Origin of the sequence: Arthrobacter sp. NPDC089319 (genome assembly GCF_040684925.1) — a bacterium.
GTDB lineage: Bacteria > Actinomycetota > Actinomycetes > Actinomycetales > Micrococcaceae > Crystallibacter.
On the sequence record NZ_JBFBGZ010000003.1, the window covers coordinates 288,015 to 300,665 of the forward strand.

Below are 12,651 nucleotides of genomic sequence, written 5' to 3' on the forward strand. Positions count from 1 at the left end.
TGCCGCTGCCGGCCAAACCGTGGCGCCCGAACCCGATCCCGCTGCCGCCGCGGGATCGGTGGAAGCCCGTGTCCCGGCGCAGCTGACCCTGCGCGAAGTCGACGCCCTCACCCGTTCCGTGACCGGTCTGCGCTCGCCGCTCTCACCGCTGCAGTCGGCCGAACGGGCCCGCAATTTCGGGTCCTTCTACTACATGGAGCACTGGCTGCGGCAGTTGCGCGGCTACGGCTGGACGGTGCTGATGACGGCTGTCGGCACGCCGCTGGTCTACCTTTTCGCGATGGGCGTGGGGCTGGCCACGCTCGTGGACGCCAATACCAACGTGTCGCTCGACGCCGGCAACGGCCAGGCGGTGCCGTACCTAGTGTTCGTGGCCCCGGCGCTGCTGGCCACCGCCGCGATCATGGTGGCCAGCGAAGAGAACACCTACTCGGTCATCTCCGGCTTCAAATGGCGCAAGACCTACTACGGCCCGAACGCCTCTCCGTTGCAGAGCCAGCAACTGGTCAACGGGCATTCCATGGGGGTGTTGGCCCGGTTGCTGCTGACCACCGGGCTCTACTTTCTGTGCCTGGTCCTGTTCGGTGCGGTGGCTGAACCGACCGGCTGGGTGATGATCTTTACCGCGGCGCTGGCCGGGATGTCCTTCGGGCTGCCGCTGATGGCGTACTCGGCCAGCATCGAAGAGGATCGCGGCCAATTCGCCCTGGTGCAGCGGTTCATCGTGATGCCACTGTTCCTCTTCTCCGGCACCTTCTTTCCGCTGGAGGCGATGCCGCTGCTGGTCCGCTGGATCGGCTGGATTTCCCCGCTGTGGCACTCCACGGAGCTTGGCCGGGTGCTCAGCTACGGCTACGCGGAACCCGTTTGGCTGACCGTTCTGCACGTGGCCTACCTGGCCGTCCTCTGTGTGGTGGGCTGGATCTTCGCGCGCCGCGTCTACATCAGGAGGCTGGGCAAATGAGTCAGCACATCGCTTCGCAGCCGCTGCGGCTGGAACCGTCCCGCCGTCCGCTCGGCTCGCTCTACGCGGGCAATGTCCGCGCGGTCTTCTCCCGTGGCGTGAAGGCCACCTGGGGCACCAACTGGGCGATCATGGTCAGCGGCTTCGTGGAGCCGGTCCTGTACCTGGTGGCCATGGGCATTGGCCTGGGTTCGCTGATCGGCACCGTCACCGGCCCCGGCGGGACGGAAATCGGCTACGCGAACTACATCGCCCCGGCACTGCTGGCCGTCTCTGCGATGAACGGTGCCGTGTACGACTCCACCTGGAACGTCTTTTTCAAGCTGCATTTCGCCAAGCTCTACGAGGGGATGCTGTACACCTCGCTGGGGCCGCTGGACGTGGCGCTGGGCGAGATCCTGCTGGCCCTGTTGCGCGGTGCGCTCTATGCCACAGGGTTCACCGCGGTGATGGGCGCAATGGGCTTGATCACCTCGCCGTGGGCGCTGTTGATGATTCCCGCCGCCGTGGTGGTGGCTTTCGGCTTCGCGTCGTTCGGCATGGCGATCACCAGCTATATGAAGACCTTCCAGCAGATGGACTGGATCACCTTCATCATGCTGCCGATGTTCCTGTTCTCCGCGACGTTCTATCCGCTCAGCGTCTACCCCGAACCGATCCAGTGGTTGATCCAGGCCCTGCCGCTCTGGCACGGAGTGGAAATGCTGCGCCAGCTCAGTGCCGGCATCTTCACCGGCGCCATCCTGATCCATGTGCTGTATTTCCTGGTCATGATCGTGCTGGGACTGATCCTGAGCACCGGACGACTGCGCAAGCTCTTCCTGAACTGAGAGGGCCGGGAGCAGGCACCCGGGCGGCATGTGGCAGCCGGCGCGTCACGCTGTGGGCGGAGTCGGCGCACGCGGGCGCGCGGATTTGAGAGAATAGGCCCATGCGATCTCTTGGCCCCGAGTCTTCTTCTGTTTCGTCCGCCGCCCGGCAGATGCCGCTCAAAGCCGGCAACATCAGCCTGGCCGTGCTGGTGCTGGTCTTCCTGGTGGCGGTCGTCTTCGCTGCCAACGAAAACGATGTCATCGGCTGGATCGTCGTCGCCGTCTCGCTGGCTTGGCTGGTCCTGGCCGCGTTTGTGGTCTTCAGCGTCCGTGGCGCCACCCGCAAGGCCAAGGAGAAGCTGGCCAGCGTGCAGGCGGACTACGCCGGCCGCGTGAACCCTGCTCCCGGTGGCGGCACCGCCGTCATCGATGAAGAAATCTCGCGCGCCAACGCCGTGCGGGACGAAAAGCTGGACCACAGCTTCAAGATCATCCAGGTCCAGGCCAAGGTGATCCGCGACTACCGCGGCAAGGACGAGGGCATGGTGGACCGCGCCTTGGAAACGGTGGAGATCACCGCCCACAACGGCCGCGGCATGATCCACAAGGAAGAGGATGGCGGCACGGTCAGCGGCACGGTTGTCAGCTGAACGAAAGGGTTGGGTAAGGTAGTCGGGTGACTTTGGCAACCGTTTCCACCGCATCGACCACTTCCCGCGACGCAGTAGCCGGACTGATTCAAGCCGGCAAGACGCTGCGGATTGCCAGCGTCAACGTCAACGGCATCCGCGCCGCTTACAAGCGCGGCATGGCCGATTGGCTGGCCGCCCGGGACGTGGACATCCTCTGCCTGCAGGAAGTGCGGGCGCCCGACGCCGTCGTGCATGAGTTGCTGGGCAGCGACTGGCACATCCTGCACGCCGAAGCGGAAGCCAAGGGCCGCGCCGGCGTCGCCATCGCCTCCCGTGTTGCGCCGACGGCCACCCGCAGCCACATTGGCGACGAGTACTTTCTGTCCTCCGGCCGCTGGGTGGAGGCGGACTTCGCCGTCGAGGGCATTGACGGCGAGAAGACGCTGACTGTGGTCAGCGCCTACGTCCATTCGGGCGAGGTGGACACCCCCAAGCAGGTGGACAAGTACCGCTTCCTGGATACCATGACCCACCGGCTGCCGCAGCTGAAGGCCGAGCGGGACTACGCACTGGTGGTCGGCGACCTGAACGTGGGGCACACCGAACTGGACATCAAGAACTGGAAGGGCAACGTCAAGCGGGCCGGATTCCTGCCCGAGGAGCGGGCCTACTTCGACCGGTTCTTCGGTGAGGAGATCGGCTGGCGCGACGTGCACCGCTCGCTGGCCGGCGACGTCAGCGGCCCGTACACCTGGTGGTCCTGGCGCGGCCAGGCCTTCGACAACGATTCCGGCTGGCGGATCGACTACCAGGTGGCCACCCCCTCGCTGGCCAACCTGGCCACCGCGGCCGTGGTCGACCGCGCTGCCACCTACGACGCCCGCTTCAGCGACCATGCCCCGCTGGTCGTCGACTACCAGTTCTAGAAAGCATCCCGATGAGCACAGGAACCACAGAACCGACCCACACCGCGATGGCGGACAACGGCCAGGCGGCGCCGCCCCAGGCTGTCCGCCCCCGGCTGCTCTCCGGCATGCAGCCGTCGGCCGACTCGCTGCATCTGGGCAACTATCTGGGTGCGCTGGTCAACTGGGTGAAACTGCAGGACGAGTACGAAACCTTCTTCTTCATCCCGGACCTTCACGCCATTACGGTGGACTACGATCCGAAGGACCTGGCCCAGCGCACCCGGGTTACCTGCGCGCAGTACATTGCCGGCGGCATCGACATTGAGCGCACCGCGCTGTTCGTCCAGTCGCACGTCCCCGAGCATGCCGAGCTGGCCTGGGTGCTCAACTGCGTGACCGGCTTCGGCGAGGCGTCCCGGATGACCCAGTTCAAGGACAAGACCCAGAAGAACGGCACCGACGCCGCCACCGTGGGCCTTTTCGCCTACCCGGTGCTGATGGCAGCGGACATCCTGCTCTACCGCCCGTACGGGGTGCCGGTGGGGGAGGACCAGCGCCAGCACTTGGAACTGGCGCGGAACCTGGCCCAGCGGTTCAACCACCGATTCGGCGAGACGTTCGTGGTGCCGGAAGCTGTCATCCCCAAGGAGGGGGCGAAGATCTACGATCTGCAGCACCCCACCGCAAAGATGTCCAAGTCGGCGGAATCGCCCGCCGGCCTGATCAACATCCTGGACAACCCCAAGCAGGCCGCCAAGAAGATCAAGTCGGCCGTCACCGACGACGGCACCGAGATCCGCTTCGACCGCGAGGCCAAGCCGGGCATCTCCAACCTGCTGACCATCTACTCCACGCTCACCGGCAAGAGCGTCGCCCAACTGGAGCAGGAGTACCAGGGCAAGATGTACGGGCACCTGAAGGTGGACTTGGCCGACGTCGTGGTCGAGACGCTTGCGCCGGTGCAGGCCCGCGCCCAGGAACTGCTGAACGACCCGGCCGAACTCGACCGGCTGCTGGCCCGCGGGGCCCAGAAAGCCCGTTCAATCGCATCGGCTACACTCGCTGATGTGTACAGCAAAGTAGGCTTCCTACCCGCCGGAGGCGGACGCTAGCCATGAGCCAGCAGGACCAGGACAGCATCGCCCGTGTGGAGCACGACGGCGGTTCTGGCCCGGGTGCCCGGCCCGCGGTCGGGAGCGTCGGAGTGGTCATCGGGATCCCCGAGCCCATGGCCAGCGAGTTGCGCGGCTGGCGGGCTTCCTTCGGTGACCCGCTGGCCGCGGTGATACCGCCACACATCACGCTGATCACCACCACCCCGGTGCACGACTGGGACGAGGCCACCGACCACGTCCGCTCGGTCGCCCGCCAGCAGGCCCCCTTCAGGTTGGCCATGTGCGGAACCGGCAGCTTCCGTCCGGTCTCGCCCGTGGTGTACCTGGGCATCCGGGACGGTTTCGACGACTGCGTTGAACTGCACCGGAAGCTGCAGTCGGGGCCGCTGGAGCGCGAACTGGAGTTCGGCTTCCACCCGCATGTGACGGTGGCCCACGATGTCAGCGAAGCCAGCATGGATTCGGCCGAGAGCAAGCTCGCCGGTTATGACGCCGCCTTCCTCGTCAGTAGCATGGGCCTCTACGAGCACGATGCGACGGGTGTGTGGAAACTACGGGAAGAGTTGACCTTTGGCGCCGAATCCGCAGGAGAAGGCTGAGGGAAGGCCGGACCCGCTGCAACGGCAGCAAATGGTCCTTGCCGCGTTAAGGCTGCGGCGGGAAGCGGGCCGCGCCAGGCGCGAAGGCGGCCGGTGGAAGGGCCTGCTGGCCAGCGCGCAGTACCGGCTGGCGCAACTGAACTCCTGGCGTCTGATGCGGGTCTTCAACCTCTATGGACTTAGGCATGGGCCGCTATTGGCCGCCGGCTGCGCCTACAACTTGTTCTTCTCCGTGGCGGCGATGCTGCTTGCCGGGTTCTCCATTCTCGGCCTGGTGGTCTCCGGCAACCGTGAATTGCAGCTGGCCATCATCCGGGTGGTCGATGAGACCACGCCGGGACTGATCAACACCACCGGTGAAAAGGGTGGGGGACTGGTCACCCCGGAGCAGCTGTTCTCGCAGGGCGGTGCCTTCGGAGTCAGCTTGGTCATTTCGACGGCGGTGTTGATCTGGACCTCGCTCGGGTGGATCGCCGGGCTGCGCACGGGAATGCGCGGCATCTTCGACCTGCCGCCGCTGAAAACCAACATCGTCCTGGTCAAGCTCAAGGACTTGGGAACGTTGCTGATCCTGGCCGTGGCCCTGATCCTGACGTCGGCCCTCGCCGTCATTGCCAATACGGCCCTGGGCCTGATCGTCGATTGGCTTCACTTCGACGGCGGTGCTGCAGTTCCGCTGACACGCATCGGCGGCATTGTGATCATGCTGCTGCTGGACATGGCGGTGGCAGTGATCCTGTTCCGCGTCGCGTCGGGCATCCGGATGCCGCGACCGATCATGTTGCAGTGCGCCCTGATCGCCGGCGCCGGCAGTACCGTGCTCAGGTACTTCTCCTCGGTGCTCTTGGCCAATGTAGGCAACAACCGGCTGCTGGCCCCGTTCGCCGTCGTTCTTGGCCTGTTCGTGTGGTTCTACCTGCTCAGCCAGCTCTACATGGTGGCCACTGCGTGGGGTGCCATCGGTAAGGCGGACGCGGTGGCCAGGCATGCGCTGGCCGGCGGCCCGGGCAACCGCTCGTTGCGGCGGCGAGCGTGGCGCCTGCGCAGCCGGAAGCTGAGGAAGGGGAGCCGGCGGAACAACGGGGCCGCCATCGTCTGACCGCGGCCCCGCTACCAGCACACGTTCGAGCGGCATCGGACTCGTACCGCGCAAGCCTTAAACGCCGGTGGCGCCGACTCCTTTTTGCGGAATCGGCGCCACCGGCTGCAGTCTCCCCGGGAATCCCGGTCGGACTGTCCTACGACGCTAGATGGAGCGGCTCAGGACGGCCTGCTTGACCTCGGCGATGGCCTTGGTCACCTGGATGCCGCGGGGGCATGCCTCGGTGCAGTTGAAGGTGGTGCGGCAGCGCCACACGCCTTCCTTGTCGTTGAGGATCTCCAGGCGCATGTCGCCGGCATCATCGCGCGAGTCGAAGATGAAGCGGTGTGCGTTCACGATCGCGGCCGGCCCGAAGTACTGGCCGTCGGTCCAGAATACCGGGCACGAGGAAGTGCAGGCTGCGCAGAGGATGCACTTGGTGGTGTCGTCGAACCGCTCGCGGTCCTCCTGCGACTGCAGCCGCTCGCGGGTCGGCTCATGGCCGCCGTTGATCAGGAAGGGCATGATCTCGCGGTAGGACTGGAAGAACGGCTCCATGTCCACGATCAGGTCCTTCTCCACCGGCAGGCCCTTGATCGGCTCCACCAGGATGGGCTTGGACGTATCCAGGTCCTTCAGCAGGGTCTTGCAGGCCAGGCGGTTGCGGCCGTTGATGCGCATCGCATCGGAACCGCAGACGCCGTGTGCGCAGGAGCGGCGGAAGGAAACCGAACCGTCGTGCTCCCACTTGACCTTGTGCAGGGCATCGAGGACACGGTCGGTCCCGTACATGGTGAGCTTGAATTCGTCCCAGCGGGCTTCCTCGGAAACCTCGGGATCGTAGCGGCGAACCTTCAGGGTGATGTCGAAGCTGGGGATTTCCCCGCCGCCGCCGACACCGGGAGCCAACTCGACCTTTGAGGGGCCTTCAGGAATTTCGGTCGGGGTGGTCATTAGTACTTCCTCACCATCGGTTCGTAGCGCGTGAATACCACGGGTTTGGTATCCATGCGGATGCCGGCTGTCTGATCGGTGACAGCTTCGGGATCCAGGTAGGACATGGAGTGCAACATGAAGTTCTCATCGTCGCGCTCCGGGAAGTCCTCACGGAAGTGGCCGCCGCGGGACTCCGTGCGGTGCAGTGCCGCCACGGTCATCACCTGGGCCATATCCAGCAGGAAGCCGAGTTCCACGGCCTCCAGCAGGTCCAGGTTGAAGCGCTTGCCCTTGTCCTGGACACTGATGTTCTTGTAGCGCTCACGCAGCGACGCGATCACGTTCAGTGCCTCGGTCAGCGATGCCTCGTCGCGGAACACCTGCACGTTGGCGTCCATGGTGTCCTGCAGTTCCTTGCGGATCTGGGCCACCCGCTCCGTGCCGTTGGCGGTGCGCACCGTCTCGATCATCTCGACCGTGTACGTTTCGGCGTTCTCCGGCAGCTCGACGAAGTCGGCGGTCTTGGCGTACTCGGCGGCGTTGATGCCTGAGCGCTTGCCAAAGACGTTGATGTCCAGCAGGGAGTTGGTGCCCAAGCGGTTGGAGCCGTGCACGGAGACACAGGCAACCTCGCCGGCGGCGTACAAGCCGGGAACCACCGTGTCGTTGTCCTGCAGGACTTCGCCCTTGATGTTGGTCGGAATGCCGCCCATGGCGTAGTGCGCCGTGGGGAAGACCGGCACTGGCTCGGTGTAGGGCTCGACGCCGAGGTACGTGCGGGCAAACTCGGTGATGTCCGGCAGTTTGGCGTCGATGTGTGCCGGTTCCAGGTGGGTCAAGTCCAGCAGCACGTAGTCCTTGTTCGGACCGCAGCCGCGGCCTTCGCGGACTTCAAGAGCCATGGAACGGGCCACGATGTCGCGCGGTGCCAGGTCCTTGATGGTGGGGGCATAGCGCTCCATGAAGCGTTCGCCATCCGCGTTGCGGAGGATTCCGCCTTCGCCGCGTGCGGCCTCGGAGAGCAGGATGCCCAGGCCGGCCAGGCCGGTCGGGTGGAACTGGACAAACTCCATGTCCTCCAGCGGCAGGCCGCGGCGGAAGGCGATGCCCATGCCGTCACCGGTGAGGGTGTGTGCGTTGGACGTGGTCTTGAAGACCTTGCCCACGCCGCCGGAGGCGAAGATCATCGACTTTGCCTGGAAGACGTGGATCTCGCCGGAGGCCAGGTCATAGCTGACGACGCCGGCGGCGCGCTTCTGCTTGTACGGAGTGCCGTCTTCGCGGACGGCGTCTTCCTCCACCATCAGCAGGTCCAGCACGTAGTACTCGTTGTAGAACTCCACGTTGTGCTTGACGCAGTTTTGGTACAGGGTCTGCAAGATCATGTGGCCGGTACGGTCCGCGGCGTAGCAGGCGCGGCGCACAGGCGCCTTGCCGTGGTCGCGGGTGTGCCCGCCGAAGCGGCGCTGGTCAATCTTGCCTTCGGGCGTGCGGTTGAACGGCAGGCCCATCTTCTCCAGGTCCAGCACGGCGTCGATGGCTTCCTTGGCCATGACTTCGGCGGCGTCCTGGTCCACCAGATAGTCGCCGCCCTTGACGGTGTCAAAGGTGTGCCACTCCCAGTTGTCCTCTTCGACGTTGGCCAGAGCGGCACACATGCCGCCCTGGGCCGCGCCGGTGTGGGAACGCGTGGGGTACAGCTTGGTCAGTACTGCCGTGTGCGCGCGCTGGCCGGATTCGATCGCCGCGCGCATTCCGGCGCCACCTGCACCGACAATGACGACGTCGTACTTATGGACCTGCATACTGGATGCTCTTTCTGTTGAACTGAAGTTTGTCGCCGCTGACAACCCGCGGCGAGGCAGCGGGACCGCGTTCTACGCGGGCCCGGTTACGGTGCCGGGCAGAAGGACGGCAGCAGCTCGGCGCTGGCGTTGGCCGGGCACGGATCAAAGGTGAAGATCACCAGGGTGCCGAGCACGATGATGACGGCCGAGGCCACGTACAGCACCATCTTGAACCAGAAGCGGGTGCTGTCCTTCTCCGCGTAGTCCTCAATGATGGTGCGGACGCCGTTGGTGCCGTGCAGCATAGCCAGCCACAGCATGGCCAGGTCCCAGACCTGCCAGAACGGGTCGGCCCATTTGCCGGCCACGAAGCCGAAGTTAATGGCGTGGACGCCGTCGCCGAGCATCAGGTTGACGAACAAGTGGCCGAAAACGAGTACAACCAAGATGAGGCCGGAGAGCCGCATGAACAGCCAGGCGTACATCTCGAAGTTGCCCTTGCGCCCCTTGTTGCGGGTGTACTCGGGAGCAATGCGCGCGCTGCGGGGGGCCTGGATTTCAGAGTTGACCGACATGAGTTAGTGACCCCCGTTGAAGGCGAACGTGAAAGCGAGCGTGAGGTGGCGGATGAGGAACGGAATCATGACGATGACCGCGAGGCCCACGACGCCCCACAGAAGCTTGGCCTGGTTCTTCGGGCCCTTCTTCCAGAAATCAATAAGGATGATCCGCAGCCCGTTGAAGGCGTGGAAGACGATGGCTGCTACGAGCCCGGCTTCCAAGACGGCCATGATCGGGTTCTTGTACGTGGCCATGACAGCGTCATAGGCGCCGGGCGACACCCGGACCAACGCGGTGTCAAGTACGTGTACCAAGAGAAAGAAAAAGATTGAGACGCCCGTGATGCGGTGTCCTACCCAAGACCACATGCCTTCACGGCCGCGGTATAAGGTCCCTGCTGGTGTCTTCGACACTGAATTACCCTCCCTGCATCGCAGAGGCGCAGCGTGGCTTCCACGCAAGAGTTGACGCCGGTGCGAGAGCGCTCTGTAGCTCAACACTAATCTAGGCTTCGCTGAGGGCTTATTCAATTTAGGAACCGGCCGGTGTGACCTTTTTAACAGCAAAAGGTGAAATGGCGGCCTCACCGCGGCATTCCGCGGATTTTCGGCCCTTATACGCAACTAAAACATGCCCTAATTAGGGATTTCGGATCCGGCTGGTGCCCATCAACCCCCCACCGCGGCGGAAATCAGCCCCGGGATGGAGGCGTCCGCCATTTCGGGGGATTACCGTGGAGAGAGTGAAGACTCAAAGAGCAGGCCGGGCCGCGGCTGATGATGCCGTGCTGGATCGTTTCTATGCGGTGATCCCGGCCGGCGGTACCGGGACGCGGCTGTGGCCGCTCTCTCGGGCGGCTGCACCGAAATTCCTGCATGACCTGACCGGTTCCGGATCAACACTGATCCGGGCTACCTATGCGCGGTTGGAGCCGTTGTGCCACGGGCGGACGCTGGTTGTCACCGGCAAGCTGCACCGCCAGGCGGTCTGCGCGCAGTTGCCGGAGCTGGAGGACGCCAACCTGGTGCTGGAGCCGGAACCGAAGGACTCGGCGGCTGCCATCGGCCTGGCTGCCGCGATCCTGCACCGCCGCGATCCGCGGATTATCATGGGCTCGTTCGCCGCCGACCAGGTGATCACCCCGGTGGAAGACTTCCAGCAGGCGGTACGCGAGGCAGTGCACACCGCGGCCGAAGGTTACATTGTCACGATTGGGATCACGCCGACCCACCCGGCCACCGGATTCGGTTACATCCGCTCAGCCGGGGCCCTGCAGGTGCCCGGCGCTCCGAACGCGCATGCGGTGGCCGAGTTCGTGGAGAAGCCAGACGAGCAGGTGGCGCGCGGCTACCTGGCCACCGGGGAGTATTCGTGGAACGCGGGCATGTTCGTGGCGCCGGTGGACGTGCTGCTCAAGCACCTGGAGACCAACGAACCCGAACTGTTTGCCGGCTTGACGGAGATCGCCCAGGCCTGGGACACCCCGGAGCGCGGCGCGGTGATGCGCAGGGTCTGGCCCGGACTGCCCAAGACCGCCATCGACTACGCGGTGGCCGAGCCTGCGGCGGCCGCGGGCGACGTGGCGATGATCCCCGGATCTTTCTCCTGGGACGACGTGGGTGACTTCGCCGCGATCGGGCGGCTGAACACCGCCAGCGAAACGTCCGGGCTGACGGTGCTCGGCGAAGGGGCGCGGGTCTTCGCGGAGTCCGCCACCGGCGTCGTGGTGTCCGATACCAAGCGGGTGATTGCGCTGATCGGCATCGACGACGTCGTCGTGGTCGACACCCCGGATGCGCTGCTGGTGACCACCAAGGAACACGCGCAGAAGGTGAAGTCGGCAGTCGAACACCTCAAAGCCAGCGGCGATACCGACGTCCTGTAGCGGAACGGGCGCGGGGCAGCCTGCGAAAGTTACGAAGAATCGCCAGTGTCCGGCGCACATCCTCAGTGGGCGGGCGCGCAAGTCGCTAGAGTGCAAGTGTGCAGAAGATTTCAGAAACTCCGACGGCCAATCTCAATATCGGCGTCTGGGCATCGCCACTGCTGGATGAACTGAGGCACTTCCGGCGGGACCTGCACCAGCATCCCGAGTTGTCGCACAAGGAATTCCTCACCACGGAGAAGCTCGCGGCGCGGTTGACTGCCGCGGGCCTGGAACCGCAACTGCTGGACGGTACCGGGTTGTTCGTGGATATTGGCGAAGGGCCGCTGGCCATCGGCCTGCGCGCGGACATTGACGCGCTGCCGATCCTGGAGGAAACCAGCCTGGACTACGCCTCGGTCAATACCGGCATCAGCCACGCCTGCGGACACGATATCCACACCACGGTGATGCTGGGTGTGGCACTGGTCCTGCGCAAACTCGACGTAGAAGGCGAGTTGCCCGCCCGCGTCCGGGTGATTTTCCAGCCGGCCGAGGAAACCATGCCGGGCGGCGCGCTGGCCGTCATTGAGCAGGGCGTCCTGAACGGCTTGCCCCGCATCCTGGCGCTGCATTGCGACCCGCGGATCGACGTCGGACTGGTCGGCACCCGGATTGGCGCCATCACCTCCGCCTCCGACACCATTCGGATTCAGCTCAACGGCCGCGGCGGCCATACCTCGCGCCCCCATCTGACCGAGGACCTGGTGTTCGCGCTGGCCGAAATTGCCGTCAGCGTTCCGGCCGTCATCAACCGGCGGATCGACGTTCGCAGTGCGGTCTCGCTGGTCTGGGGCCAGATCCAGGCCGGGGCAGCCCCCAACGCCATTCCGGCAGTCGGCTACATGGCCGGCACCATGCGCTGCCTGGACGGCGAAGCATGGCAGGCAGCCGGGGAACTGGTGGATGAGGTGGTGAACCAGGTGGCGGCCCCGTTCGGCGTGGACGTGAAGCTGGAACACATCCGCGGCGTCCCTCCGGTCATCAACACCGAGCGGGAGACCACGCTGATTGAAGCCGCGGCGCGGAGCGAGTTGGGCGAGGACGCAGTGACGCTGACCCCGCAGTCGATGGGCGGCGAGGACTTTGCCTGGATGACGCAGGAAGTTCCCGGCGCCATGATGCGGCTGGGGACCCGAACCCCCGGGGGCGAAACCTTTGATCTGCATCGCGGCGACTACATCCCGGACGAGCACGCCATAGGCGTGGGCGTCCGCGTGATGGCGAAGGCGGCAACCTTGGCTGCCAGGCGCCACCGGGACGTCGCCGCGGGAGCTACCCAAAAGTAACAACTTTTCAACAATCCCGGCGAGCCCATCCCTATTTCGTCGC

At 65.1% G+C, this 12,651-nt stretch carries 13 protein-coding genes; 9 read left to right on the plus strand and 4 right to left on the minus strand.

The features are described from left to right. The first annotated feature begins 118 nt into the window (after nt 1-118). The 7 genes from AB0N75_RS06485 (at nt 119) to AB0N75_RS06515 (ending at nt 6,129) form a co-directional block, all read left to right on the plus strand. A complete protein-coding gene (locus tag AB0N75_RS06485) occupies nt 119-964 on the plus strand; it encodes an ABC transporter permease (protein WP_364647038.1) in 846 nt (281 codons plus the stop codon). Next, nucleotides 961-1,794 (plus strand): ABC transporter permease, encoded by an 834-nt coding sequence (locus tag AB0N75_RS06490; protein WP_364646826.1) that lies wholly within the window; start codon nt 961-963, stop codon nt 1,792-1,794. Before AB0N75_RS06485 ends, AB0N75_RS06490 begins: the two co-directional genes overlap by 4 nt. Nucleotides 1,795-1,895: 101 nt before the next feature. Further along, nucleotides 1,896-2,426, plus strand: coding sequence for a hypothetical protein (locus AB0N75_RS06495; protein ID WP_364646829.1), 531 nt, complete (start codon nt 1,896-1,898; stop codon nt 2,424-2,426). Nucleotides 2,427-2,509: 83 nt separating this feature from the next. Beyond that, nucleotides 2,510-3,334: an exodeoxyribonuclease III gene (locus AB0N75_RS06500; RefSeq protein ID WP_364647041.1), complete on the plus strand. Its 825-nt coding sequence runs from the start codon at nt 2,510-2,512 to the stop codon at nt 3,332-3,334. A 47-nt stretch (nt 3,335-3,381) separates the two neighbouring features. Beyond that, nucleotides 3,382-4,428, plus strand: coding sequence for a tryptophan--tRNA ligase (trpS, locus tag AB0N75_RS06505; RefSeq protein ID WP_364647044.1), 1,047 nt, complete (start codon nt 3,382-3,384; stop codon nt 4,426-4,428). Nucleotides 4,429-4,430: 2 nt separating this feature from the next. Then, nucleotides 4,431-5,030 (plus strand): 2'-5' RNA ligase family protein, encoded by a 600-nt coding sequence (locus tag AB0N75_RS06510; protein WP_364646832.1) that lies wholly within the window; start codon nt 4,431-4,433, stop codon nt 5,028-5,030. Beyond that, nucleotides 5,002-6,129 carry a YihY/virulence factor BrkB family protein gene (locus AB0N75_RS06515; RefSeq protein ID WP_364646835.1) on the plus strand — a complete coding sequence of 376 codons (1,128 nt, stop codon included), beginning with the start codon at nt 5,002-5,004 and terminating at the stop codon, nt 6,127-6,129. The genes AB0N75_RS06510 and AB0N75_RS06515 overlap by 29 nt, the downstream gene beginning before the upstream one ends. 147 nt (nt 6,130-6,276) lie before the next feature. Here the strand turns inward: AB0N75_RS06515 and AB0N75_RS06520 are convergent, their stop codons facing one another. The 4 genes from AB0N75_RS06520 to sdhC form a co-directional block, all read right to left on the minus strand. Next, nucleotides 6,277-7,065: a succinate dehydrogenase iron-sulfur subunit gene (locus tag AB0N75_RS06520; RefSeq protein ID WP_364646838.1), complete on the minus strand. Its 789-nt coding sequence runs from the start codon at nt 7,063-7,065 to the stop codon at nt 6,277-6,279. Beyond that, the gene (gene sdhA, locus AB0N75_RS06525) at nt 7,065-8,852 is read right to left on the minus strand and encodes a succinate dehydrogenase flavoprotein subunit (RefSeq protein WP_364646841.1); all 1,788 of its coding nucleotides are present in this window, start codon (nt 8,850-8,852) and stop codon (nt 7,065-7,067) included. Before sdhA ends, AB0N75_RS06520 begins: the two co-directional genes overlap by 1 nt. Nucleotides 8,853-8,938: 86 nt before the next feature. Further along, nucleotides 8,939-9,409, minus strand: a complete 471-nt coding sequence (locus tag AB0N75_RS06530) for a succinate dehydrogenase hydrophobic membrane anchor subunit (protein ID WP_364646844.1) — start codon at nt 9,407-9,409, stop codon at nt 8,939-8,941. A gap of 3 nt (nt 9,410-9,412) precedes the next feature. Then, complete coding sequence (sdhC, locus tag AB0N75_RS06535) at nt 9,413-9,808, minus strand: succinate dehydrogenase, cytochrome b556 subunit (protein ID WP_136784374.1); 396 nt, start codon at nt 9,806-9,808, stop codon at nt 9,413-9,415. 329 nt (nt 9,809-10,137) lie between these two features. Between sdhC and AB0N75_RS06540 the strand changes: the two genes are divergently transcribed. Together AB0N75_RS06540 and AB0N75_RS06545 are read left to right on the plus strand one after the other, a co-directional pair. Further along, nucleotides 10,138-11,280, plus strand: coding sequence for a mannose-1-phosphate guanylyltransferase (locus AB0N75_RS06540; RefSeq protein WP_364646848.1), 1,143 nt, complete (start codon nt 10,138-10,140; stop codon nt 11,278-11,280). Between the two features lie 98 nt (nt 11,281-11,378). Then, on the plus strand, nt 11,379-12,608 hold the full coding sequence (locus tag AB0N75_RS06545) for an amidohydrolase (RefSeq protein WP_364646851.1): 1,230 nt from the start codon (nt 11,379-11,381) through the stop codon (nt 12,606-12,608). Nucleotides 12,609-12,651 lie beyond the last annotated feature (43 nt).